The organism is Promicromonospora xylanilytica (assembly GCF_054782895.1).
In genome coordinates this window covers 86,260-109,526 of the sequence record NZ_BAAGRP010000070.1, presented here as the reverse complement: position 1 = coordinate 109,526, position 23,267 = coordinate 86,260, and the positions used below count along the sequence as shown (strand labels likewise).

General features: G+C 72.3%; 19 protein-coding genes. 9 read left to right on the top strand and 10 right to left on the bottom strand.

Going from position 1 to position 23,267, the window contains the following annotated elements; genetic code table 11:
- Together ACYVK7_RS20990 and ACYVK7_RS20985 are read left to right on the top strand one after the other, a co-directional pair.
- On the top strand, positions 1-309 hold a 309-nt coding region (locus ACYVK7_RS20990), incomplete at its 5' end, for an MGMT family protein (RefSeq protein ID WP_460889658.1).
- Between the two features lie 124 nt (positions 310-433).
- Positions 434-2,032: a bifunctional metallophosphatase/5'-nucleotidase gene (locus ACYVK7_RS20985; RefSeq protein ID WP_460889657.1), complete on the top strand. Its 1,599-nt coding sequence runs from the start codon at positions 434-436 to the stop codon at positions 2,030-2,032.
- Between the two features lie 68 nt (positions 2,033-2,100).
- Here the strand turns inward: ACYVK7_RS20985 and ACYVK7_RS20980 are convergent, their stop codons facing one another.
- Positions 2,101-3,213, bottom strand: a complete 1,113-nt coding sequence (locus tag ACYVK7_RS20980; RefSeq protein WP_460889656.1) for an LLM class F420-dependent oxidoreductase — start codon at positions 3,211-3,213, stop codon at positions 2,101-2,103.
- Positions 3,214-3,339: 126 nt separating this feature from the next.
- Here ACYVK7_RS20980 and ACYVK7_RS20975 point away from each other — a divergent pair, with 126 nt between their 5' ends.
- Positions 3,340-3,732 carry an MmcQ/YjbR family DNA-binding protein gene (locus tag ACYVK7_RS20975; protein WP_460889655.1) on the top strand — a complete coding sequence of 131 codons (393 nt, stop codon included), beginning with the start codon at positions 3,340-3,342 and terminating at the stop codon, positions 3,730-3,732.
- Between the two features lie 7 nt (positions 3,733-3,739).
- On the opposite strand, the gene epsC is transcribed toward ACYVK7_RS20975, so the two are convergent.
- The 3 genes from epsC to ACYVK7_RS20960 all read right to left on the bottom strand — a co-directional run bounded on the left by epsC (position 3,740) and on the right by ACYVK7_RS20960 (position 6,605).
- Positions 3,740-4,336, bottom strand: a complete 597-nt coding sequence (epsC, locus tag ACYVK7_RS20970) for a serine O-acetyltransferase EpsC (protein ID WP_460889654.1) — start codon at positions 4,334-4,336, stop codon at positions 3,740-3,742.
- On the bottom strand, positions 4,336-5,271 hold the full coding sequence (gene cysK, locus ACYVK7_RS20965; protein WP_460889653.1) for a cysteine synthase A: 936 nt from the start codon (positions 5,269-5,271) through the stop codon (positions 4,336-4,338). The genes epsC and cysK overlap by 1 nt, the downstream gene beginning before the upstream one ends.
- Before the next feature lie 575 nt (positions 5,272-5,846).
- Entirely contained in the window at positions 5,847-6,605 is a 759-nt protein-coding gene (locus ACYVK7_RS20960; protein WP_460889652.1) for a lytic polysaccharide monooxygenase auxiliary activity family 9 protein, read from the bottom strand.
- Positions 6,606-6,833: 228 nt separating this feature from the next.
- On the opposite strand from ACYVK7_RS20960, the gene ACYVK7_RS20955 reads away from it, so the two are divergent.
- Positions 6,834-7,175: a nuclear transport factor 2 family protein gene (locus tag ACYVK7_RS20955; RefSeq protein ID WP_460889651.1), complete on the top strand. Its 342-nt coding sequence runs from the start codon at positions 6,834-6,836 to the stop codon at positions 7,173-7,175.
- 45 nt (positions 7,176-7,220) lie between these two features.
- On the opposite strand, the gene ACYVK7_RS20950 is transcribed toward ACYVK7_RS20955, so the two are convergent.
- Both ACYVK7_RS20950 and erm read right to left on the bottom strand, forming a co-directional pair.
- On the bottom strand, positions 7,221-7,817 hold the full coding sequence (locus ACYVK7_RS20950; RefSeq protein WP_460889650.1) for a hypothetical protein: 597 nt from the start codon (positions 7,815-7,817) through the stop codon (positions 7,221-7,223).
- 58 nt (positions 7,818-7,875) lie between these two features.
- Entirely contained in the window at positions 7,876-8,751 is an 876-nt protein-coding gene (gene erm, locus ACYVK7_RS20945; protein ID WP_460889649.1) for a 23S ribosomal RNA methyltransferase Erm, read from the bottom strand.
- Positions 8,752-9,056: 305 nt separating this feature from the next.
- Here erm and ACYVK7_RS20940 point away from each other — a divergent pair, with 305 nt between their 5' ends.
- Positions 9,057-12,581 (top strand): family 43 glycosylhydrolase, encoded by a 3,525-nt coding sequence (locus ACYVK7_RS20940; RefSeq protein ID WP_460889648.1) that lies wholly within the window; start codon positions 9,057-9,059, stop codon positions 12,579-12,581.
- 62 nt (positions 12,582-12,643) lie between these two features.
- Here the strand turns inward: ACYVK7_RS20940 and ACYVK7_RS20935 are convergent, their stop codons facing one another.
- The 3 genes from ACYVK7_RS20935 to ACYVK7_RS20925 are packed head-to-tail and all read right to left on the bottom strand — an operon-like array spanning position 12,644 to position 16,185.
- The gene (locus ACYVK7_RS20935) at positions 12,644-14,935 is read right to left on the bottom strand and encodes an FtsX-like permease family protein (RefSeq protein WP_460889647.1); all 2,292 of its coding nucleotides are present in this window, start codon (positions 14,933-14,935) and stop codon (positions 12,644-12,646) included.
- On the bottom strand, positions 14,932-15,615 hold the full coding sequence (locus ACYVK7_RS20930; protein ID WP_460889646.1) for an ABC transporter ATP-binding protein: 684 nt from the start codon (positions 15,613-15,615) through the stop codon (positions 14,932-14,934). Before ACYVK7_RS20930 ends, ACYVK7_RS20935 begins: the two co-directional genes overlap by 4 nt.
- Before the next feature lie 48 nt (positions 15,616-15,663).
- Positions 15,664-16,185: a PadR family transcriptional regulator gene (locus ACYVK7_RS20925; RefSeq protein WP_460889645.1), complete on the bottom strand. Its 522-nt coding sequence runs from the start codon at positions 16,183-16,185 to the stop codon at positions 15,664-15,666.
- 192 nt (positions 16,186-16,377) lie between these two features.
- Between ACYVK7_RS20925 and ACYVK7_RS20920 the strand changes: the two genes are divergently transcribed.
- Both ACYVK7_RS20920 and ACYVK7_RS20915 read left to right on the top strand, forming a co-directional pair.
- Positions 16,378-17,970, top strand: coding sequence for a peptide chain release factor 3 (locus ACYVK7_RS20920; protein ID WP_460889644.1), 1,593 nt, complete (start codon positions 16,378-16,380; stop codon positions 17,968-17,970).
- A 58-nt stretch (positions 17,971-18,028) separates the two neighbouring features.
- On the top strand, positions 18,029-19,207 hold the full coding sequence (locus ACYVK7_RS20915) for an AI-2E family transporter (protein WP_460889643.1): 1,179 nt from the start codon (positions 18,029-18,031) through the stop codon (positions 19,205-19,207).
- 42 nt (positions 19,208-19,249) lie between these two features.
- On the opposite strand, the gene ACYVK7_RS20910 is transcribed toward ACYVK7_RS20915, so the two are convergent.
- On the bottom strand, positions 19,250-19,642 hold the full coding sequence (locus ACYVK7_RS20910) for a MerR family transcriptional regulator (protein ID WP_460889642.1): 393 nt from the start codon (positions 19,640-19,642) through the stop codon (positions 19,250-19,252).
- Positions 19,643-19,818: 176 nt separating this feature from the next.
- On the opposite strand from ACYVK7_RS20910, the gene ACYVK7_RS20905 reads away from it, so the two are divergent.
- Positions 19,819-21,369, top strand: coding sequence for a SulP family inorganic anion transporter (locus ACYVK7_RS20905; RefSeq protein ID WP_460889641.1), 1,551 nt, complete (start codon positions 19,819-19,821; stop codon positions 21,367-21,369).
- A 197-nt stretch (positions 21,370-21,566) separates the two neighbouring features.
- A complete protein-coding gene (locus ACYVK7_RS20900) occupies positions 21,567-23,252 on the top strand; it encodes a ribonuclease J (RefSeq protein WP_460889640.1) in 1,686 nt (561 codons plus the stop codon).
- The last annotated feature ends 15 nt before the right edge of the window (positions 23,253-23,267 follow it).

Genomic DNA, 23,267 nt, shown 5'->3' with positions numbered 1-23,267 from the left:
GACGCCGCTCCCGCCGACGCCGACGCCGACGCCGACGCCGACGCCGACGCCGACGCCGACGCCGACACGCTGCCGGCGGACAGCGAACGGGTCCCGTGGTGGCGCGTCGTCAACGCCGCGGGCTCGCCGCCCCGGCATCATCTGTCCGAGGCCCTGGACGCGCTGCGAGCCGAAGGCTGCCCGCTGTCCCGGGACGGACGCCGCGTGAACCTGCGGCGTGCGGTCTGGTTTCCCGACGACGAGCCGGCGGACGACGAACGTGGCGGTCAGCGGGGTGGCGTGCCGGCCGAGGATGCGGCTCGCCCCTGAGGGGTGTCTACATGCCCCCAGGGGCCCGCGGGGGGAGTCACCCACAGTTCACGCGCGGGGATCGCGTCGTTCACAGCCGCCGGTTAGCGTGCCGAGCCGAGACCGACCCGTCGGAGGTTCTGCCATGCACCGCCCCCTTGCCCGCACCATCGGACGTCTCGGAACGTTCGTCCTCGCTTCCGGGCTGGTGGCCTCTGGCCTGACGCCCGCCGCAGCAGCGCCGCCCGCCGCAGCGCCGCCCGCCGCAGCGCCGCCTGCCGCAGCGCCGCCCACGGCGTCGCCCGCAGCCCAGGGCCACGGCAAGAACGCCGCGACGCTCCTGTACTTTCACGACGCGCACGAGATCGGCCCGGTGCTGACCGGTGGCCAGGACCGCGGCGGCGTCGCCCGCCTGGCCACGGCCGTACGCACCGTCGAGGAGCAGAACCCGGCCACGGCCGTCGTCTTCGGCGGGGACCTGGCCGGCGGCACGCTGTTCGGCGGCCTCTACAAGGGTGTGCCGATGGTCGAGGCGCTGGGCGAGGTGGGCGTGGACCTGGCGAACTTCGGCCAGCACGACTTCGACTTCGGCGTCGACCACGCGCGCGAGCTCGTCGCGGCGTCCGACTTCCCGTGGATCACGTCCAACCTGACGACCCCCGACGGGGCGCCCTTCGTCGAGGGCGGCACCTGGGCGGTACAGCGGGTGGGCAATGTCCGGGTCGGGTTCGTGGGGCTCACGGACGCCATCGAGACGACGTCGGCGGCCGGGCACCTCGTCGAGACGGACCCGGTCGAGGCGGCGCGGGCCGCCGTCGCCGACCTGCGGACGCACACCAAGACCGACGTGATCGTGGCCGTGACCCAGTACCCGATGGACGAGAACCACGAGCTGGCGCGCGCCGTGCCCGAGCTGGACGCCGTGTTCGGCGAGGAGATGGCCGAGTACGAATCGGTGATCGAGTACGAGGGCGACGTTCCGCTCATGGCGTCGGAGGGGAACATCGGGTCGCTCATCCGCCTCGACATCACCAAGCGGCGCGGTGAGCACGTGGTGACGCCGTCGGTGGTCGAGGTGGACCACACGGTCACGCCCGACCCGCGGCTGCGTGAGGTCGAGGAGCGCTACGCGGCCGAGATGGACGAGCGGCTCTCCGAGGTGCTCGCCGACGTGACGACCCCGCTGCTCAACCCGGATCACGCGAGCCGGTTCGAGGAGACGGCGCTGGGCAACTTCGTCGCCGACGGGTTCCGCGAGCGGCACCAGGCCGACGTCGGCTGGGTGAACGGCGGCGGACTGCGCGCCGAGGCGCCGGGCCCCGACTTCACGCTCCGCGACGCCTACTCGATCGCACCGTTCGCCAACCGGGTGCTGCACGTGCGGGTCAGCGGGGCGGGCCTGCTCCAGTCCCTGGAGGACGCGGTGTCCCAGGTGGAGGACCTGGGCGGTGGCTTCCCGCAGGTGTCCGGCATGGCGTACGCGTACTCGCCGTCAGCGGTGGCGGGATCACGGGTGAGCGACGTCAGCGTGGGCGGAGTGCCACTCGACCCGGATGCCACCTACACGGTCGCGGTGACGGCCTATGTGGCCGGGGGCGGTGACGGCGTCAGCGGGTTCGCCGACGCCGAGGTGCTCGTGCCGGTCGGCGACGCCCCGGTCGACGCGGAGGTCATAGCGGACCACGCCCGCGCCCTCACCACGATCGACGTGACGACGGAAGGCCGCATCACGGTCCTCCCGTAACCCCCGTTGAGTGCTGGATACTCGCCCCCTCAGCGCCCGGAACAGGGCGGATATCCAGCACTCAACGGTCAGATCTTGGTCGGGGCGAGCTTGGCCAGGAGCGCGGCCGCCGTCCGGCGAGACCGGCCCGCCGGCGACGAGTCCTGCGCGATGCTCAGCAGCGCCAGCATCGAGGCCGGGTCGCCCTGCACGAGCATCGTCGTGATCGCGGTCTTCTCCCACGTCGGCAGCTCGCGGCGGATCTTGTCGACCGGCCCGACCAGTGCGATCTCCTCCACGAGCTGCGTCGGCACGGCGGCGGCCGCCTCCTCCTTGCGCCCCGCGAGGAACAGCTCCTGCACCTTGTCGAGCGGTTCCTTGTAGCCGAGCCGGTCGAGCGACTGCTTGTGGAAGTTCGCCTCCTTGGCGCCCATCCCGCCCGCGTAGAGGGCGATGTGGGGCCGGATCACGTCGGCGGCGGCCTCGACGTCGTCCCGCACGACGACGGGGACCGTCGCCGCCACCTCGAACCCGGCGGCCCGCGAACGCTCCTCGGAGCGCACGTCGAAGCCCTCGGCGAGGAGGGCACGGAACTCGCCGTCCATGCGGGGCGCGTAGAACCCCGCCATCCAACCGTCCGCGATCTCCGCGGCGAGGGCCACGTTCTTGGGGCCCTGCGCGGCCAGCACGATCGGGATCTCCGGGCGGAACGGGTGCACCGTCGGCTTGAGCGCCTTGCCCAGCCCCATCGCCCCGGGTGCCTCCGCGGACAACGGCAGCTGGTAGAAGGACCCGTCGTGGACGACGGGCGCCTCGCGGCGCATCACCTGCCGCACGATGTCGACGTACTCGCGCGTGCGGGCCAGGGGCCGCTTGTACGGCTGGCCGTACCAGCCCTCGACGACCTGCGGCCCGGAGGCGCCGAGCCCGAGCACGAACCGGCCTTTGGACAGGTGGTCCATCGTGAGGGCCTGCATGGCGGTCGCGGTCGGCGTGCGGGCGGAGAGCTGCGCGATGCCGGTGCCCAGCCGCACGTGCTTGGTGCGCGAGCCCCACCACGCCAGCGGGGAGAAGGCATCGGACCCGTAGGCCTCGGCGGTCCAGACGGAGTCGAGGCCGAGCCGGTCGGCGGCCAGGATGAACTGCTGGATGCCTTTCGGGGGCTTGCGGGACCAGTAACCGGTCTGGAATCCGATGCGCATGCGGGTCACCTCGTCGTGGGAACGTCTTACCTGGGACGGCGCGTCCCAGGTACTGCCCACACCCTACCGGCTCACCCGACGGCGTTCCGCCGACCGTGCGGGTCGAGTGCTGGGTACGGTGGAACCGTGGCCACCCTCGACGACGTCGCGCGGATCGCCCTCGGGCTGCCCGAGACCTCCGAGGGCACGAGCTACCGCCACCGCGCCTGGTCCGTGGGCCGCAAGGCGTTCGCGTGGGAACGGCCGTTCACGAAGGCCGACCTTCAGCGGTTCGGTGACGAGCCCGTGCCGCAGGGACCGATCCTCGGTGTGCGGGTCGAGGACCTGGGGGAGAAGGCGGCGATCCTGGCGCAGGAACGGCCGGGGTTCTTCACCATCGCGCACTTCGACGGTTTCGCGGGGATGCTGCTCCAGCTCGACGCGGTCGGTGAGGCCGCGCTGCGGGAGGCGCTGGTCGACGCCTGGCTCGCCGCAGCCCCGCGACCCCTGGCCGAGCGGTACGCGGAGAGCCTGCGCTGACCCGGGCTCAGATCACGTACTCGATGAGCTCCGACGGGTCCTCGTTGCGCGGCCGGTCGGCCACCAGTGCACTCGGGACCCGGATCCGCGCGGGGATGCCCACGGCGACGGCTCCGGCGGGTACGTCCTTCACGACGACGGCGTTCGCGCCCACCTGCGCGTCGTCCCCGACCCACACGGGGCCCAGCACCTTGGCGCCCGCGCCGACGGTCACCCGGTCGCCGAGGGTCGGGTGCCGCTTGCCGCGGTTGAGCGACCGGCCGCCCAGCGTGACGCCGTGGTAGAGCATCACGTCGTCGCCCACCACCGTGGTCTCACCGATCACCACGCCCATGCCGTGGTCGATGAACAGCCGCCGGCCCAGCCGGGCGCCCGGGTGGATCTCGATCCCCGTGGCCGCCCGCGCGAGCTGCGAGAGCAGCCGCGCGGGCAGGCGCAGGTGCGGCATCCGCCACAGGCGGTGCGCCGCGCGGTGGGCCCAGAGGGCGTGCACGCCCGGGTAGGCGAGCGCGACCTCCAGGCGGGACCGCGCGGCCGGGTCGTGGGCGCGCGCGGCGTCCAGGTCCTCGGCGAGAACCCGGAGCAGCCCGCGCACCCCCGTCATCAGTCGACCAGACCCTCGAACAGCGGGGTGGAGAGGTACCGCTCGCCGAAGTCGGGGACGACCACGACGATGGTCTTGCCCGCGTTCTCCGGACGCTTCGCGACGTCCACGGCGGCGGACAGCGCGGCACCCGACGAGATGCCCACGAGCAGGCCCTCCTCGCGGGCGGAGCGGCGCGCGAAGTCGATGGCCGTGGCGACGTTCACGTCGATGACCTCGTCGTAGACCTTGGTGTCCAGGATCTCGGGCACGAAGTTGGCGCCGAGGCCCTGGATCTTGTGCGGGCCGGGGGCGCCGCCGTTCAGGATGGGCGACTCCTCGGGCTCGACCGCGACGATCTGGACCTCGGGCTTGCGGTCCTTGAGCACCTGGCCCACGCCGGTGATGGTGCCGCCCGTGCCGATGCCGGACACGACGATGTCGACGGCGCCGTCCGTGTCCGCCCAGATCTCCTCGGCGGTGGTCTCGCGGTGGATCTGCGCGTTGGCCTCGTTGGCGAACTGCCGGGCCAGCACAGCGCCCGGACGCTCGGCGGCGATCTTCTCGGCGGCGGCGACCGCGCCCTTCATGCCCTCGGCGCCCGGCGTGAGCACCAGCTCGGCGCCGTACGCCCGCAGCAGCGCGCGGCGCTCCTTGGACATCGTCTCCGGCATGGCCAGCACGACCTTGTAACCGCGGGCGGCGCCCACCCAGGCCAGGGCGATGCCCGTGTTGCCGGAGGTGCCCTCGACGATCGTGCCACCCTCCTTGAGCTCACCCGACGCCACCGCGGCATCGATGATGGACACGCCGATGCGGTCCTTCACGGAGTTGGCCGGGTTGTAGAACTCGAGCTTGGCCAGGACGGTCGCCTCGAGGCCTTCGGTCAGCTTGTTCAGCTTGACGAGCGGCGTGTTGCCGATCAGCTTGGTCGCGTCGTCGTAGATGCGGGCCATTGTTCTTCCTTCGCTGTGTGGCGGGTGTTGCTGGCAGGGGGTCGTGCTTGTCCGACGTCGTCGCCCGGGCCGTGCGGATGAAGGCCTCGGGTGGCGGTGTCGAGCGTCTGGTCGGGACCGGAGCATCGCGCCGGCGCCTGGCCACGTCCGGTGGTGCCGGTGTGGTCGGACGCGAGAGCGGACGCTCTACAGACAGCCTCGGGGGCAGCAGGCGGTTGCGCACATCCGGTGCGTGGCGACCGGGCGGGACGAGCTGGGGAGTGCGGAGCGCACAGTGCTCAAGACGTCCTCCCTGCGTGGGGCGGCTCAATGGCCGCGTGGCTGCGTGTTTCCCGGCGAGCGAGCGGCCCGCCTGCTGCAGGCTACGTGGGGAACGACTCTGAGACAAGATCTGTCTCAGGTATCGATCATGTCGATGCTTCGGCTGGCCGGGGAGCGGGCGGGAGAGCGGTCGGGAAGCGGCCGGGGACGACCGCGTCGGCCCCGGCCCACTGAAGGGCCGAGGCCGACGGGTGGCTCGGGACGGAGCTGTTCCTGCTGCTCCGGGTCAGGAGGCGAGGGTCAGGAGGCGAGGGTCAGGAGGCGAGCTGAGCGAGACGCCCGGCGGGAGCCGTCGCGGCCTGCTCGACGGCGGCGTCGGACCCGGCCGCCCCGCCGCCGATGTTGATGTCCGAGCACAGGTAGTACGGCTGGTCGAGGTGGGAGGCCTGCCAGATCGTGTACAGGACGGCACGGCCGCTGCGGCCGGAGAGGTCGACGTCGGTCTCGTACGTGCCCTGCGCGGGGTACGACCCGGTCTCCTTGACCAGCTGGACGTCGTCCCAGCCCAGTGCCTCGGTGGTGGGGTCGAAGCCCGGCTCCGAGACGTAGATGCGCAGGTAGTCGGCGCCGTGCTGCGCCTGGTCGGTCAGGGTGAGGTGGAACTGCTGCGGAACGTCCTTGGCGACCCACGGGCCGGGGGTGTCCATGTAGTCGTACCGCGGTGACTGGGTGCGTCCACCCGAGCAGAGCTGCCCGTTCGGGATGACCGCCTCGTGGTTGCCGCCCACGTTCTCCCGGTACAGGCCGTTCCAGTTCCACATGGCGTTGGGGTCGTGCTGCCACGCGCCCCAGCACATCGGGTCGAGCTCGGCCATCTCGGGGTTCAGGTGGTCGTCGCCCCAGCGCTCGAGGCATCCGTAGTTGCGGGTGGGCGGGTCGGTCACCGACCCGTGGGCGGCAGCCGGTGCCGCGGTGACGGTGTCCGCGGCGACCGCGGCGACCATCGCGAACGGGGCGACCAGGGCGGCGGTGACGGCCAGCGTGAGACTGCGCTTGTGCGCACGGATGGACATGGGTTCCTCCAGGTGCTCGGGCGGGTGCGCCTGGCGGAGCCCGCCACGGCGCGTGCAGGAACACTGTGGGGAGGCGGTGGGGGCGAAAACTACCTGGTGAAACGATTAGCGTCGGTCCATGGGTGCCACCCGGCGACGTGCCGCAGTGCGCTGGGAGGGATCGCCGATCCCTGGCCGACGGCGCGAGGTGTGCCTAGGGTCGAGGGAACCGAGTGCCTTGGAGGATTCATGGCTGTCACCGACCCGCCCGCCGCCGTACCCGCCGTCATCCAGGAGTTCATCAACGCCACCAACGCCGGCGACACGGAGCGCTTCGTGGCCACGTTCACCGACGACGCGTACCTGAACGACTGGGGGCGTGAGTTCCACGGGCCGGACGGCGTCCGGAGCTGGAACGAGACCGACAACATCGGGATGAAGAGCCAGTTCGAGCTGGTCTCGGTGGAGTCGGGGACGGGACCCGACGAGTACACCGTCACGATCAAGGTCACGAGCAACCGGTTCAACGGGACCGGGCCGTTCAGGTTCACGCTGCGCGACGGAAAGATCGCGAGCCTGGTCCTGAGCTGACGCGGCTCCCCGGGAGCGGTCGGCGGTTCCGTCTCCGGCCGCGGCTCACCACATCGCTACCTCGGCCCCCAGCTCCAGCCCCTCCTCGGTCGCCTGCGCCGACGAGATCGCCACCGGGCTCTCGCCCTCAGGGAACGCCACGCCCTCGGCGAGCTGATCCAGTTCGGTGATGCCGAGCTGGTCCGCCAGCGTGGCCACGGGGAGCGTGAGCCCGCCGAGCTCGACGCTGTCCGCGCGCAGCACGGCCCGGCCGCCCTCGGCCACGACGGACAGCAGCACGTCGACCGTCTGCTCGCCCCCGGCTGCCGGCAGCGGCAGCCGGGCGACCAGGCCGCCCGCCGCCGGCTCGACCTCCAGGTCGGGCAGGTCCGTGGCCTCGCGCGCGGCGTCGCTGAGGGCCTGCGCCGGCACCTCGACCCGCAGCGTGGCCCGACCGGTGGCCAGCTGCCAGAGGGCCGGGGTGTCGTCCCGGGCGACCGACATCCCGGGGGGCAGCTCCGCCGCGGCGCTCTCGATCCGGTCGTCGATGACGTAGCGCAGGGCGAGCTCACCGAGCACGCCGAGCACGACCAGCCCCCCGACCACCGAGGCGACGGCGACGATCCAGCGGTGGCGGGGGCGGCGAGGTGCGCTCTCAGTCATGGGGGCCATTCGACAGCACCGACATGACGATTCCCTGGGTGTGGTGTGACAGCCCTGGTCAGCTCGGTGCAGAGGTGGGTCGCCGGCCCGTCAGACGGTACGCGCCAACCCAGGCTCGGGCGTCCAGGTCGCGGGGCAGCGCACTCTGCGCGACGCCGTGCTCCAGCGCCCACCGCCGGACGTCTCCTCGTGCGAGCCCCTGACCCACGAGGATCTGCTGGAGGCCACGGCCGCGTCCGTTGAAGACGGCGGCCGCGAAGCGTTGGTAGGCCCGGAGCTCGCGCTCCGGGAGCAGCGGGTCGGCCCGCCGGTCGATCACGAGCAGCCCGGCGTCCACGCTCGGCCGGGGCCGGAACGCGGCGGCGGGGACCCGGCGGTCGAGGTGAGGCGTGAACCACGGCCACCACTGCGCGGTCAGGAGCGTGGTGCCGCCGACGGCGGCGCGCTTGCGCGCCACCTCCCACTGCGTGATCAGGACGGCCCGCTGCCAGCCGGTCAGGGTGAACAGGCGGCGCAGCACCGGGGTGGTCAGGTGGAACGGCACGTTGCCGACGAGGTCGTACGCGCCCGACGGCGGGGCGTGGCGCAGGATGTCGCCCCGCGTCACGGTGACGTTGACCGGCGCGACCCGCCCGAGGCGAGCGGCCGAGCGCGGGTCGATCTCGACCGCCTCGACGGGTCGGCCCAGGCGTGCGAGGGGCAGCGTGATGGCGCCGCGGCCGGCGGCCCACTCGACCAGGGGCCGGTCGTGGTCGGCGACGAGGCCGACCACCCGGTCGATGACCTGCCTGTCGACCAGGAGGTTCTGGCCCAGCTCGTGGGCACCGCCAGACAGGTGGTCGGGGTGGTCGGGGCGGTCTGCCGGTACGGGGCCATCGGTGCCACGGGTACGGGCGGGGGTGCGGGCAGGCGTACGGGAAGGGTTGCGCGACATGGTGTGCTCCGGAGGTCGTCGGTACTCGAGTTCCGGGCAGCACAAGGGCGCCGCCCGGCGGAAGCCGGCGGCGCGGGGCACGCGCTGGGTGTGAGTGTGCGTTCCGCGCCGCTAGCGGGCGGAACGCTCCCTGATCATCACGCTCATGGTCATGGCATTCATCGTGGCCGACCCTACGGACCGCCCTCCGTGGTGCGCCAGGTTTTTCTTCCGGCGGGCGCCGCGGTCGCTTCGAAGGGTTGACAGGGTGCTGCGCCGATGGTCGTATTGCGCATTGTTAACGCTCACATTCTTGCGAGGTCACCGTGCAAAGAAGCACCAGTCCTTACCGGCTGCCCCTCCGGACGATCGCCGTCGGCGCCGTCCTGGCCCTGACCGGAAGCCTCTTCCCGTTCCTCCCGGCGAGCGCCGCGACGCCGACGGCGCGGTCGGCCGCCCAGGAGACCACGATGTCGGACAGCGCCGCGCCGGCCACGGCGCAGGCGGACGCCGATACCGCCGCGGCGGCGCTGACCGTCGTCCACGCCGACGACGTCCGTGGACACCTCACCCTGCCGACGTCCGGCCTGCACGGCGCGGCGGTGAGCTGGGCGTCGTCCGACCCCGACGTCGTCGCCGCGGACGGCATCGTGCGGCGCCCCGCGCACGGCGCGGGGGACACGCGGGTCACCCTGACGGCCACGGCCGACGTCGACGGCGCGACCGCCACGCGTGACATCGCGGTCACCGTGCGGGAGCAGCCGGCCGCCGCGCCGTACGAGGGCTACGCGTTCAGCTACTTCACCGGCAACTCGGTGGCGGGCGAGAAGATCTACTTCGCGGCCAGCCGGGGCAACGACGCCCTGACGTGGGACGAGCTGAACGACGGGCAGCCGACGCTCGAGTCGACCGAGGGCACCCTCGGACTGCGCGACCCGTTCCTGATCCGCTCGCCCGAGGGGGACCGCTTCTTCCTGATCGCCACGGACCTGTCCATCGGCCGTAACGGCGACTGGGACGCTGCGCAGCGCCAGGGCAGCAAGTACCTGGAGATCTGGGAGTCCACGGACCTCGTCAACTGGTCCGAGCAGCGGCACGTCAAGGTGTCGCCCGACAACGCCGGAAACACCTGGGCGCCCGAGGCGTACTGGGACGAGTCGCTGCAGCAGTACGTCGTGTTCTGGGCCTCGAAGCTGTACGCGGAGGACGACCCGGACCACACCGGCAGCGCCTACAACCGGATGCTGTACGCGACCACCCGCGACTTCGTCACCTTCAGCGAGGCGAAGGTCTGGCAGGACCGTGGCGAGTCGCGCATCGACTCCACGGTCATCAAGGAGAACGACACCTACTACCGCTTCACCAAGGACGAGGGCGGCGGCGGCACGGGCTGCTCGGACATCATCCAGGAGAAGTCGCCCACGCTGACCGCCGTCGACCTGCCGGGCGACCCGGCGTGGGAGTTCATGGCCGGCTGCATCGGGCGCGACGCCGGTACCTCCGCCGTCGAGGGGCCGACCGTCTTCGAGGCCAACCCCGGTGACACCTCGGGCTCGCCGTACTACCTGTTCGTCGACGAGTACGGCGGCCGCGGCTACATCCCGCTCGGCACGGACGACCTGGAGAACCCGGACTGGCAGGTGGCGCCGGACTACGACCTGCCGGCCAGCCCTCGGCACGGCACGGTCATCCCGGTCACCGCGGCGGAGCTCGCCGCGCTGCGCGACGGCATCGTGGTCCCGGAGCCGCCCACGCCGGTCGTCGCCGACGAGAACGGGTTGGTCGCGCAGTACGACCTGACCGAGTCGTCCGGCACGGTCGCCGCGGACAGCACCGGCCACGGCTACGACGGCGTCGTCAGCGGCGACGCCACGTGGGCGGACGGTGCCCTGAACCTGGGCGGCACCAACGGCCACGTGAAGCTGCCGGACGACATGATGGCGGGGCTCGACGCGATCACCGTCTCCACCGAGGTCTGGCTCGACCCGTCCCAGGCGACGCCGTACTTCATCTGGGGTCTTGGCAACACCGACGGCGGCGGCACCGGCAACGGCTACCTGTTCACGACCGGCAACAACTACCGCTCCTCGATCGCGACCGGGAACTGGTCCACGGAGCAGACCGTGGCCTCGGGCTCCGCGCTGCCCCGGGGCGCCTGGAAGACGCTGACCTACACGCTCCAGGACGGCACGGCCACGCTCTACCTCGACGGCGTCGAGGTCGGGGAGAGGACCGGCGTCACGATCGAGCCCGGCGACATCGGCGACGGCCGGACCACCGCCAACTACATCGGACGCTCCGTCTACACCGCCGACAGGTACCTCAAGGGCAAGGTGCGCGACTTCCGGATCTACAACCGCGCCCTGTCGGCGGGCGAGGTCCGGGAGCTCGGGGCGGACCCGACCGCCATCACCGGCGTGGACCTCGACAGCCTCGAGGTCCCGGCCGTGATCGACGGCGCGACGTCGACGGTGACCCTGCCGGTGACGCCCGGCACCGACCTGACGGCGCTGGAGCCGGCCTTCGACGTGGTGTCGACGTCGACGGTCTCGCCGGAGGTCACCGGCCCGGTGGACCTGTCGTCCCCGCGGACGTTCACCGTCACGGCCGAGGACGGCACGACCCGCGACTGGACGGTGCGCGCCGTCGAGATGCGGTCGCCCGTGCTGCCGGGCCTGTACGCGGACCCGAACATCGCGAAGTTCGGCGACCACTACTACCTCTACGTGACCACCGACGGCGTCCCGGGCTGGGGTGGCAAGGACTTCTACGTCTGGAAGTCGAAGGACCTGGCTGACTGGGAGCGCTCGGACGAGCCGTTCCTGACCCTCGACGGCGCGAACGGCGACGTGCCGTGGGCGAGCGGCAACGCCTGGGCGCCGACCATCATCGAGCGCGACGGGAAGTACTACTTCTACTTCTCCGGCCACAACCCGGCGTACGGGCGCAAGACGATCGGCGTCGCCGTGGCCGACAGCCCCGAGGGGCCGTTCACCGCGCAGCCGGAGGCGATGATCCTGGGCAACGAGGCGGTGACGTCGGGCCAGGCCATCGACCCGGCCGCGTTCCAGGACCCGGAGACCGGCAGGTACTACCTGTTCTGGGGCAACGGCGGGCCGTCGAACGGGCCGGTCTACGCCGAGCTGAGCGACGACATGCTGTCGGTCGAGCAGGGCACGATCCGGCGGATCGGTGGCCTGACCGACTTCCGCGAGGGCCTCTTCCTCAACTACCGCGACGGGCTCTACCACCTGACGTACTCGATCGACGACACCGGTTCGGCGAACTACCGGGTCGGCTACGCCACGGCCACCAGCGTCGACGGACCGTGGACCTACCGCGGCGTCATCCTGGAGAAGGACCCGAGCCAGGGCATCCTCGGCACCGGGCACAGCTCGATAGTCCAGGTGCCCGGCACCGACGAGTGGTACATCGCCTACCACCGGTTCGGGATGCCCGGCGGCGACGGCACGCACCGGGAGACCACCATCGACCGGCTGACCTTCGGCGCCGACGGCCTCATGGAGCGGGTGGTGCCCACCCTCACGAGCGTGGACCCGCTCGCCTACGACGGCGAGCGGCCCGAGTCCGAGCGCCCGCCGACGGTCCGGGGCAAGGCGGCCGTCGGCGGCACCCTGGCCGCCACCCCGGGCGTGTGGGACAAGGACGACGTGACGTTCACCTACCAGTGGCTGCGCGACGACGAACCGGTGGCCGGGGCGACCCGCCAGACGCTGCGGGTGACCGCCGCCGACGTCGGGCACCGGATGTCCGTCCGGGTGACGGCCTCGCGCCCGGGCGCCTTCCCGGGCGTGGCGGTCTCGGCGCCCACCCCGGTGGCGGGGCGGTAGCGAAGGCCCACGGCCCTGACCCGGCGTACCCGGTACGCCGAGTCAGGGCCGTAAGGCCCGCGTCACTCGTTGCGGAGGGCGCCCGGGCGGGTCAGGTGCCACAGCAGGGGCAGGCCGGCGGCCGTCGTCAGCAGCACCATGAGCGCGGCGGCCCCGGCGGTCACCCCCACTCCCTGCCAGTCGAACGTCAGCGGGGCGTCGACCGCAGTCTGCAGCGCCAGCGCCAGGCCCGAGCCGGTCAGGACGGCCAGGGTCAGCCCCAGGGCCACCGGGATGGCGAGCTGGAACAGCACCGAGCCGCTCAGGGTCCTGCGCCGCGTACCGAACGCGACGAGCACCGCGAGCAGCTGCCTGCGCTCCCTGAGCTGCTCGACGACGTTGACCAGCATGCTCGCCCCGACCAGCACGAGCAGCGCGACCGTGCCGACCAGGAGCACCTGGCGCACGCTGCCGAGGACCGAGGCGATGCGCTCCTGCGCGATCGGCATGGCGTAGGCGACCGGGTCGATCTGGGCTGCCGCGGTGCGCAAGTGGTCCAGGGCGTCCGGTACGGCGGGATCGAGGGTGACGTAGGCGTTCACCGTGCCCGGGTCGAGGCTGATCCCCGCCAGCGCCCCGGGCGTGGCCAGGATTCGCGGCGGACGCACGCCCATCGCGTCGATCCCGCCCGTGGGCGGGGCCACGGTCCGGGCCGACGCCGGGAGCGTGAACCGGCTCTCCGACGCCCCGCCCAGGTCGTAGGTGGTGCCCGGCGCCGGGACCTCGGCGCCGTCCGCCGCGACGACGAACACGTCCCCGTCCTCGCACGGGCCGAGCCGCGCCTCCTGCGCCAGCACCCGGCACGTGCCGGACTCGATGAGCATCTCCTCGTCGCGGGACAGCGGTCGCGAGGCGTCCGCCGGCCGCGCCCACACCGAGGTCAGCGTCCCGACGCCCCGCACGCCCTCGGCGCCGGAGAGACCGCGCTCCCACGCCGCGGCCGCGTCGGCGGCGGGGTCGATGTCGAGCACCGTGGCCTGGAACGTGCGGGTGTCGGCCTGCGACCCCGCGCTGAGCGCCCCGATCGCGCCGACCAGCCCCTGCAGCGCGATCAGCCCGGCGACCGAGACCGCGATGCCCGAGACGGCGCGGACCGCCGTCCCGCTGTCCAGCTGCAGGCGCCGCACCGCGAGGTCCCACGCCACGCTCCCGCCGGCCAGCCGGAGCACCGTCGCCTCGACCAGCCACGGCAGGATCAGCGCCACACCGACCAGCACGAGGATCAGCCCCGCCACCACCATGACCTGGCTGAGCGGTCCGTCGTCGAGCCCGCCCGCCAGCGGGGCCAGCAGCGCGATCCCCGCGACGGGGAAGACCAGCCGCCACCAGAACCGCCGCCGGTGCTCGCTGCTGCGCCGGACCACACCGAGCGGTTCGACCAGCACCTGCTTGAGGGCCGACAGCGTGACGAGGACCGTCATCGCGGGGACCAGCACCACGGTCGCCGCCGCGAGGACCGGTGCGGGGCGCAGGTCCGCCGGGTAGAAGCTCATGCTCGGCGGCAGGAGGCCGCCCGCCACCTGCGCGACCACCAGGAACAGCAGGGCGCCGACGACGAGCCCGCCCGCGGCGCCCGCGAGGGTCTCGCCGGCGGCGATCCGGCGGGTCATCCCGGCGTCGGCCCCGACCAGGCGCAGCGCGGCCAGCCGCCGGTCGCGGTTCTCGCTGCCGAACCGCACCGCCGTGCTGACGAAGATCGCGACGGGCAGCAGCAGCACGACCATGCCCACCAGGACGAGGAGAGTCATGACGGGGTCGAGACCCTCGTCGACCGGCTCGGCCCCGCCGAACGACTGGACGCGCACGGCGTTCGTGGTGTTGAGCTGGTCCGTGCCGAGGTAGAACCGGAGCTCGTCGGGCCCGGTCAGGCCCTCGTCCCCGATGGTCCCGACGACCTGGTCGCCCCACCGGCCGCGCAGCGCCGCCCCGTCGTCGGAGGCGATCAGGTCGGCCAGCGCGGGCGATAGCACGACGTCGCCCGGCGCGAGCTGGGTGCTGACGCCCGGCGGGAGCGGGGCGTCGTCGGCCTCCGGCTGGAGCACCAGCCCCACCAGCGGGTCGTCACGGAACATCGACCGGACCTCCTGGGTGAGGACCGACGGTTCGCCCACGGTGAGCTCCTGGGCCGCGGCCACCGAGCGGGCCTCCGCCCGGGCCTCGCGCGCGTCGAGCACCGTGGGGATGCTGGCGGCGACCAGCAGCATCGTCACGCCCAGCCCGACGCCGACGGCGATCAGGGCGAGCCGGGCCCAGCCCTGCCGGCCGCCGCCGACGCTGAGCCGGACGCCCAGGGCGAGGTCGCTGATCCACCTCATCGCACGTACTCCCGTGCGCGCACGCGACCGTCGCGCACGACCGCCTCGTGGTCGGAGTACGCGGCGACGCGCGGCTCGTGGGTGACGAGCACGACGGCGGCCCCGGTGTCCCGTGCCGCCGCGGTGAAGAGCTGCATGACCCGCTCGCCGTTCAGGGTGTCCAGGGCGCCGGTCGGCTCGTCGGCGAAGACGACCTTGGGCCGCGTCACGAGGGCACGGGCGACCGCCACCCGCTGGCCCTGCCCGCCGGATGCCTGGCCGGGGCGCTTGCCCGCGACGTCGGACACCTCGAGCCGGTCCAGCCAGGCCTTCGCGCTGGCCAGGGCGGCGCGGCGGCTCGCGCCGCCCAGCCGCAGCGGCAGCGCCACGTTCTCGAGGCAGGAGAGCTCCGGCACGAGCTGGCCGAACTGGAAGACGAACCCGAACTCGCTGCGGCGCAGGGCGCTGCGCTCGTCGTCGTGCATCGCGGTCAGGTCACGCCCCGCGTAGGTCACCCGGCCCAGGTCGGGGTGCAGGATGCCGGCCAGGCAGTGCAGCAGCGTGGACTTGCCGGACCCGGACGGTCCCATCAGCGCGAGGATCTCCCCGGCGTGCACCTCGACGGAGGCCGAGTCCAGCGCCGTGGTGGCGCCGAAGCTGAGGTGCAGGCCCTCGGCGGTGAGCAGTGGTTCGGTGGGCATCGGGTCTCCAGGGTCGTGGTCGCGTGGTGGTGAGTCCGGCAGGGCGCGCTACGCGCGCACCTGCGTGGCGAGCTGCTGGATGCGCGCGGCGGTGAGCTCGAGCCAGCGCAGGTCGGCCTCCAGGTGGAACAGGGCGTGGTCGCAGATGAGCTGGTCGGCCAGGTCGCCACTGTCCCTGCGCCGGGTCAGCCGGCGCATGAGCCGCAGGTGCTCGGCGCGCTGCGTGTCGAGCACGTCGTCGGCGTCATGCCCGGTCAGCAGGGCGAGCACCACCTTCGTGTAGAGCGTGCTCTGCAGGTACGGCTCCGGCTTCTCGGGAGTGGCGAGCCAGGCGGCGACGTCGGACACGCCGGCCTCCGTGATCGCGTACTTCTTGCGCTCGGGACCCGCTCCGGGCTCCGACTCGACCTCGACCAGGCCGTTCTTCAGCAGCCGGGCGAGCGTCGAGTAGACCTGGCCGTAGTGCAGCGGACGGTCGTGCCCGAAGCGCTCGTCGTAGGACCGCTTCAGGTCGTAGCCGTGGCGAGGACCGGACTCGAGCAGCCCCAGCAGGGTGTGTGCGACGGACATGCCAAGAACTATACACACCGTGTATACACGCCCAGAAGACCCTGTTGAGTGTTGGATATTCGCCCCTTCTTGACGCATTGAGGGGCGAACATCCAGCACTCAACGGGGGGGTCGGGGGGAGAGGTAGAGTTGGGCGCTGGTGACGAGAGATGGGTGTGGGTTGTTGCAGCACGAACAGAACGGTGAGTCTCGGTGACGGTCCTTTCCTCCGATGCCCGTCCGGTGAAGGCCGAGGCGGCGCGTCGACGCAGCATCGCCGTGATCTCCCACCCCGACGCCGGTAAGTCCACCCTCACCGAGGCGCTCGCGCTGCACGCCCACGCCATCGACGAGGCCGGGGCCGTGCACGGCAAGGGCAACCGCGCCGGCGTGGTGTCCGACTGGCTCGAGATGGAGCAGAAGCGCGGCATCTCGATCACCTCCGCGGCGCTGCAGTTCGCCTACGGCGACGTCGTGATCAACCTCCTGGACACGCCCGGGCACGCCGACTTCTCCGAGGACACCTACCGGGTGCTCACCGCCGTCGACGCCGCCGTCATGCTGCTCGACTCCGCCAAGGGCCTGGAGCCGCAGACGCTCAAGCTGTTCGAGGTCTGCCGCCGCCGGGGGGTACCGGTCATCACGTTCGTCAACAAGTGGGACCGGCCGGGCCGCGAGGCCCTTGAGCTGTGCGACGAGCTCGAGGAGCGCATCAACCTGCGCCCGACGCCGCTCACCTGGCCGATCGGCGAGGCGGGGCGGTTCCTCGGCCTCCTGGACCGTGCCAGCGGCGAGGTGCGCACCTACCGCCGCGCCCCGGGCGGCGCCTCGATCGCGGAGGAGACCGTCCTGACCTCGCAGGCCGCCGCCGACTCCCTGGGCGACGACCACACCGAGGCCGTCGAGAGCGTGCAGCTCCTCGACGCCGTCGACCGCGAGTCGTTCCTCGCCGGCACCACCACGCCGATGCTGTTCGGTGCGGCGCTCGCGAACATCGGCGTGCGCCAGCTCCTCGACGCCGTCGTGGACCTCGCCCCCGCGCCGGGGGCGCGGCCGGACACCGACGGCCGGGAGCGCGCCGTCGACCAGCCGTTCAGCGGGTTCGTGTTCAAGATGCAGGCAGGGATGGACCCGAACCACCGCGACCACGTCGCGTTCATCCGGGTGTGCTCCGGCCGCTTCGAGCGCGGCATGGTCGTCACCCACGAGCGCACGGGCCGGCCGTTCGCCACCAAGTACGCCCTGTCCGTCTTCGGCCGGGAGCGCGCGACGGTCGAGGACGCCTACCCCGGCGACGTCGTGGGCCTGGTCAACGCCAGCACGCTCGCCGTCGGCGACACGGTGTTCGACTCGTCGGGAGCGAAGGTGCGCTTCCCGCCCATGCCGGTGTTCGCGCCGGAGCACTTCGCCGCTGCCCGCGTGGCCGACCCGGGCCGCTCCAAGCAGTTCCGCAAGGGCATCACCCAGCTGGAGCAGGAGGGCGTCGTCCAGGTCCTGATCAACGAGGCCCGCGGTGACGGAAACCCCATCCTCGCGGCGGTCGGCCCGCTCCAGTTCGAGGTCGCCACCTTCCGCATGGAGCACGAGTTCTCGGCGCCCATCCGCATGGAGACGCTGGGGCTGTCGCTCGCCCGTGAGGCGGCGCCGGGCGACCTCGACACCATCGCGGCCTACCCGGGGGTCGAGGTCGCGCGACGCGGCGACGGGACGCCGCTCGTCCTGCTGCGGGACGTCTGGCACGCGCGGGCGTTCGAGCGCGCGCACCCCGACGTGCCGCTGATCCCGCTGCCCGCGAGCGGGGACTGACGCCCGACGTCGGCGTGGAGCGCTGACGCCTGGGCCGGCGGAGCACTACCGTCGTGCCATGACCTCGCCCAGCTCGTCCGAGACCGACGAGGCGGGCTCCGGCTCGCCGGCCGGGACCGAGCAGCCCCCTCCGGACGTGCCCCTCGCGCCGCCCGGTGCCCCTGACTCCCCACGTCCGCCGCGCTGGCTGCCCCGCGCGCTGCTCATGGCCGTGGCAGCCGTCTTCTTCGCCGTCTTCGCGTGGAACGCGCTGGGCGCCCTCGAGGGGCTCTTCGTCAACGTGCTCATCGCCTTCTTCATCGCGCTGGCGCTCGAGCCGAGCACGGTCTGGCTCGTGCGGCACGGCTGGCGCAGGGGACTGGCGGCGGCGGTCACGCTGCTGGGGTCGCTCGTCGTGGTCATCGTGCTCATGGCGCTGTTCGGCAACCTGTTCGTGCAGCAGCTCGTCGAGCTCGCGCAGTCCGTGCCCCGGCTCTACGCGGGCCTGCAGGGCTTCCTCGTCGACCGCTTCGACATCGTGGTCCCCGACACGCAGAACCTGCTGCGCCAGGCGCTCGACGAGTTCGGCGACGACGTGGCCTCCGGGGCGCTGCTGGTGGGGACCACCGTGGTCGGCGGCCTCCTCGCGACCCTTACCATCCTGCTCGTCGCCTACTACCTGCTCGCGGCGGGGCCCCGGTTCCGCGCGGCGGTGTGCGGCTGGCTCACCCCGGCGCGCCAGCAGGAGATGCTGCACCTGTGGGAGGTCACCCAGGGCAAGGTGTCCGACTACATCGGCTCCCGCGTGGTCCTGGCGGCGGTGTCCACGGCGGTCACCTTCGCGTTCCTCGCCATCCTGCAGACGCCGTACGCGGTGCCGCTCGCGGTCTTCGTCGGCGTGGTCTCCCAGTTCGTGCCGACGATCGGCGCCTACCTGGGTGGCGCGCTGCCCACCATGGTCGCCCTCACCGCCCAGGGATGGCCGCAGGCCCTGGGCGTGCTCGGGTTCGTGATCGCCTACCAGCAGTTCGAGAACCTGTACCTGGCCCCGAAGGTGTCGGCCCGCGCGCTGGAGATGAACGCGGCGGTGAGCCTGCTGGTGGTGCTCGCCTTCGGCGCCGTCTTCGGCGTGCTCGGCGCGTTCCTCGCCCTGCCGGTCGCCGCGACCGTCCAGGCGGTGGCGACCACCTACTTCCGCCGCCACGAGCTCATCGAGTCGCACATGCTCCGGGACCCGGAGTCCGCGGCCAGGGCGTGACGGACGACGCACGGCCGACGGCGGGTGCGGCCGCGCCGGTGGTCAGACGGCGCCGAGCAGCGTGATCAGCTCGTCGGCCATGTCGAGCTTCTTGGCCAGGTCGGCCCGGCGCTCGCGGGCCGTGGTGATGAACTCGTCCAGCCGGGCGCGCAGGTCGGTGCCGTCCGGCCCGGTGGTCTCGTCCGCGGCCAGGCGCTGGGTCACGTCGAGCAGGTCGGCCATCTCGTCGAGCGAGAAGCCGAGCGGCTTCATCCGCCGGACCAGCAGGATCCGGTCGACGTCGGAGTCGGTGTAGAGCCGGAACCCGCCGTCGGTGCGTCCCGACGGGGTGACCAGGCCCACCTCGTCCCAGTGCCGCAGCGTGCGCAGGGACAGGCCGGTGCGCTCGGCGACCGCGCCGATGTGCATGGTGGTCGAGGTGTCCGGGGTGCCCATGTTGCAACTCTACCCTTACGTAAGGGTAGAGTTGCGCCCGGTGCGCCACCGATCCGCGGTGGATCGCGCCCTCCTCATCTTCGTGCGCAGCGTCGCGTGCTCAGTCCTGTCCGACCGGACCGGGTCCCGCGACCTCGGTCCTCGGGGCGTGCGCCCCAGAGCCCGAAGGAAGCTGCGTGTCACACACTCCTGCCGACCTGCCCGGCGCCGCCCCGGCGCCGGCTCCTGTCACCGGCGCCCCCGAGGCCACCGCCTCCGGATCGTTCAGGGCCGCGTTCAGCTCGGTCCGCACGCTGCGCACCGAGGTCCTCGGCGGGCTCGTCGTGGCGCTGGCCCTGATCCCTGAGGCGATCGCCTTCTCGATCATCGCGGGCGTCGACCCGCGGATCGGCCTGTTCGCGTCGTTCACGATGGCCGTCACCATCTCGTTCGTCGGTGGGCGCCCGGCCATGATCTCCGCCGCGACCGGCGCCGTCGCACTGGTCATCGCCCCGGTGGTGCGCGAGCACGGGCTCGACCACCTGATCGCCACGGTGATCCTCGCCGGGATCATCCAGGTGGTGCTCGGCGTGCTCGGCGTCGCGAAGGTCATGCGGTTCATCCCGCGGTCGGTCATGATCGGCTTCGTCAACGCCCTGGCCATCCTCATCTTCCTGGCCCAGGTGCCGCACCTGGTCGACGTGCCGTGGATCGTCTACCCGCTGGTCGCCGTCGGCATCGTGATCATGGTGCTGCTGCCCCGCTGGACCACGGTGGTCCCCGCGCCGCTGGTCGCCATCGTGCTGCTCACGGTCGCGGTCGTCGTCGCGGCGATCAACGTGCCGACCGTGGGCGACGAGGGCGCGCTGCCCGAGTCGCTGCCCAGCCTCCTCTTCCCGGACGTGCCGCTCAACCTGGAGACGCTGCAGATCATCGCGCCGTACGCGCTGGCGATGGCCCTGGTCGGCATCCTGGAGTCGCTGCTGACCGCCAAGCTGGTCGACGACGTCACCGACACCCACTCGAACAAGACCCGCGAGGCCTGGGGGCAGGGCACCGCCAACATCGTCACCGGGTTCTTCGGCGGCATGGGCGGCTGCGCGATGATCGGCCAGACCATGATCAACGTGAAGGCCTCCGGTGCGCGCACCCGCCTCTCGACGTTCCTCGCCGGCGTGTTCCTGCTGATCCTCGTGGTCGGCCTCGGTGACGTCGTGGCCATCATGCCCATGGCGGCGCTGGTCGCGGTGATGATCATGGTGTCGGTCGGCACGTTCGACTGGCACTCGGTCCGCCCGGCGACCCTGCGGCGCATGCCGAAGTCGGAGACCACCGTCATGGTCGCGACGGTCGTGGTGACCGTGGCGACGCACAACCTGGCCTACGGTGTGATCGTGGGGGTGCTGGTCGCGATGGTGCTGTTCGCTCAGCGGGTCGCGCACTTCACCTCCGTCAAGCGCCTGGACGCGTCCGACGCCGACGACCAGCGGGTGTACGCGGTGGAGGGCGAGCTCTTCTTCGCGTCGTCCAACGACCTGGTCTACCAGTTCGACTACGCGGGCGACCCCAGGAACATCGTGATCGACATGACCAGGGCCCACATCTGGGACGCCTCGACCGTCGCGTCGCTGGACGCCGTGCGGACCAGGTACGAGGCCAAGGGCAAGACCGTGACGATCATCGGCATGAACGACGACTCCGCCGCGCGGCACGAGCGGCTGGCCGGCTACCTCGGCGCCGGTCACTGACCCGCCGACCGACGCGGCGACAGAGGCGTAGCAGCACAGACGTAGCAGCACGGACGTAGCAGCACAGACGTAGCGACATCGCAGTACCCACGGCGCCGCACCCGCGGCGCGACACGCAGAGCTCCGGCCCCTCCTGGCGGCTGTCCCACGCCACGAGGGGCCGGGCCTTTGCGGCTAACCTGTTCCGGAGGGACACCATGCACACCGCACCGCGAGACCTCGCTCGCCCGCCTGCCGCAGCACCGCAGGCCCTGCGCATCACGCCGCTCGGCGGCATCGGCGAGATCGGCCGCAACATGACCGTCTTCGAGCACGGCGGCAAGCTGCTCGTCGTCGACTGCGGGGTCCTCTTCCCCGAGGAGACCCAGCCGGGGATCGACGTCATCCTGCCCGACTTCACCAGCATCGAGGGCCGGCTCGACGACATCGAGGCGATCGTGCTCACGCACGGGCACGAGGACCACATCGGCGGAGTGCCCTACCTGCTCAAGCAGCGGCCGGACATCCCCGTCGTCGGGTCGGAGCTGACGCTCGCGTTCCTGTCCGCCAAGCTGACCGAGCACCGCATCAAGCCCGTGCTGGCGCGGGTCGAGGCCGGTGACCGGTACGCGGCCGGCCCGTTCGCGCTGGAGCTCATCGCCGTCAACCACTCGATCCCCGACGGGCTCGCCGTCGTGATCCGTACGGACGCCGGGACGGTGCTGCACACCGGAGACTTCCGGATGGACCAGTTCCCGCTCGACGGCCGCCTGACGGACCTGCGCGCCTTCGGCCGCCTGGGCGACGAGGGGCTCGACCTGCTGCTGGTCGACTCCACCAACGCCGAGGTGCCCGGCTTCACCATCTCCGAGACGGAGCTGACGCCGGCCATCGACCAGGTCTTCGCCACGACGCCGGGGCGGGTCATCGTCTCCAGCTTCGCCAGCCACGTCCACCGCATCCAGCAGGTCCTCGACGCCTCGCACGCCCGCGGCCGCAAGGTCGCGTTCGTCGGCCGGTCGATGGTGCGCAACATGCGCATCGCGCGTGAGCTGGGCTACCTCACCGTCCCGCGCGGCCTGGTGATCGACTACGCCAAGACGCGCGGCCTGGCCCCGAACAAGGTGACGCTCATCTGCACCGGGTCCCAGGGCGAGCCCATGGCGGCCCTGGCGCGGATGGCGGGCGAGACGCACGAGGTGCGCATCACCGACGGCGACACGGTGCTGCTGGCCAGCTCCCTGATCCCGGGCAACGAGAGCGCCATCTACGGCATCATCAACAAGCTCACCGACCTGGGCGCCAACGTCGTGCACAAGGGCAACGCCCGCGTCCACGTGTCCGGGCACGCCAGCGCCGGCGAGCTCGTCTACTGCTACAACATCCTGCGCCCGCGCAACGTCATGCCGGTCCACGGCGAGCCCAAGCACCTGCACGCGAACGGCGCCCTGGCCGAGCGCACCGGCGTGCCCTCCGACAACGTGCTGATCACGCGCGACGGCGTCGTGGTCGACCTCGTCGACGGGGTGGCCCGCATCGTGGGCCAGGTCGAGAACGACCTGGTGTACGTGGACGGCCAAACCGTCGGCCACGTCACCGAGGACACCCTTGCCGACCGGCGCCAGCTGAGCGCCGCCGGGGTGCTGACCGTCCTGGCCTTCCTCCGCGCGGGCACCGCGGAGCTCGCCGAGCCGCTCGAGTACCTCCATCGAGGTTCCGTGCACGGCCAGGACAGCCTCGACAACGCCTCGCGCGCCGTCGAGCAGGCGCTGGCGGACGCCACGCGCAAGAAGACCACCGAGGTGGACCAGCTCGAGGAGATCATCGCCAAGGCGGTCGCCCGGTCGCTGGCCCGTAGCTCGCGGCGGGAGCCGGTGGTCATCGCGGTGGTTCTCGACGCCTGACCGGAGGCGGCCGAC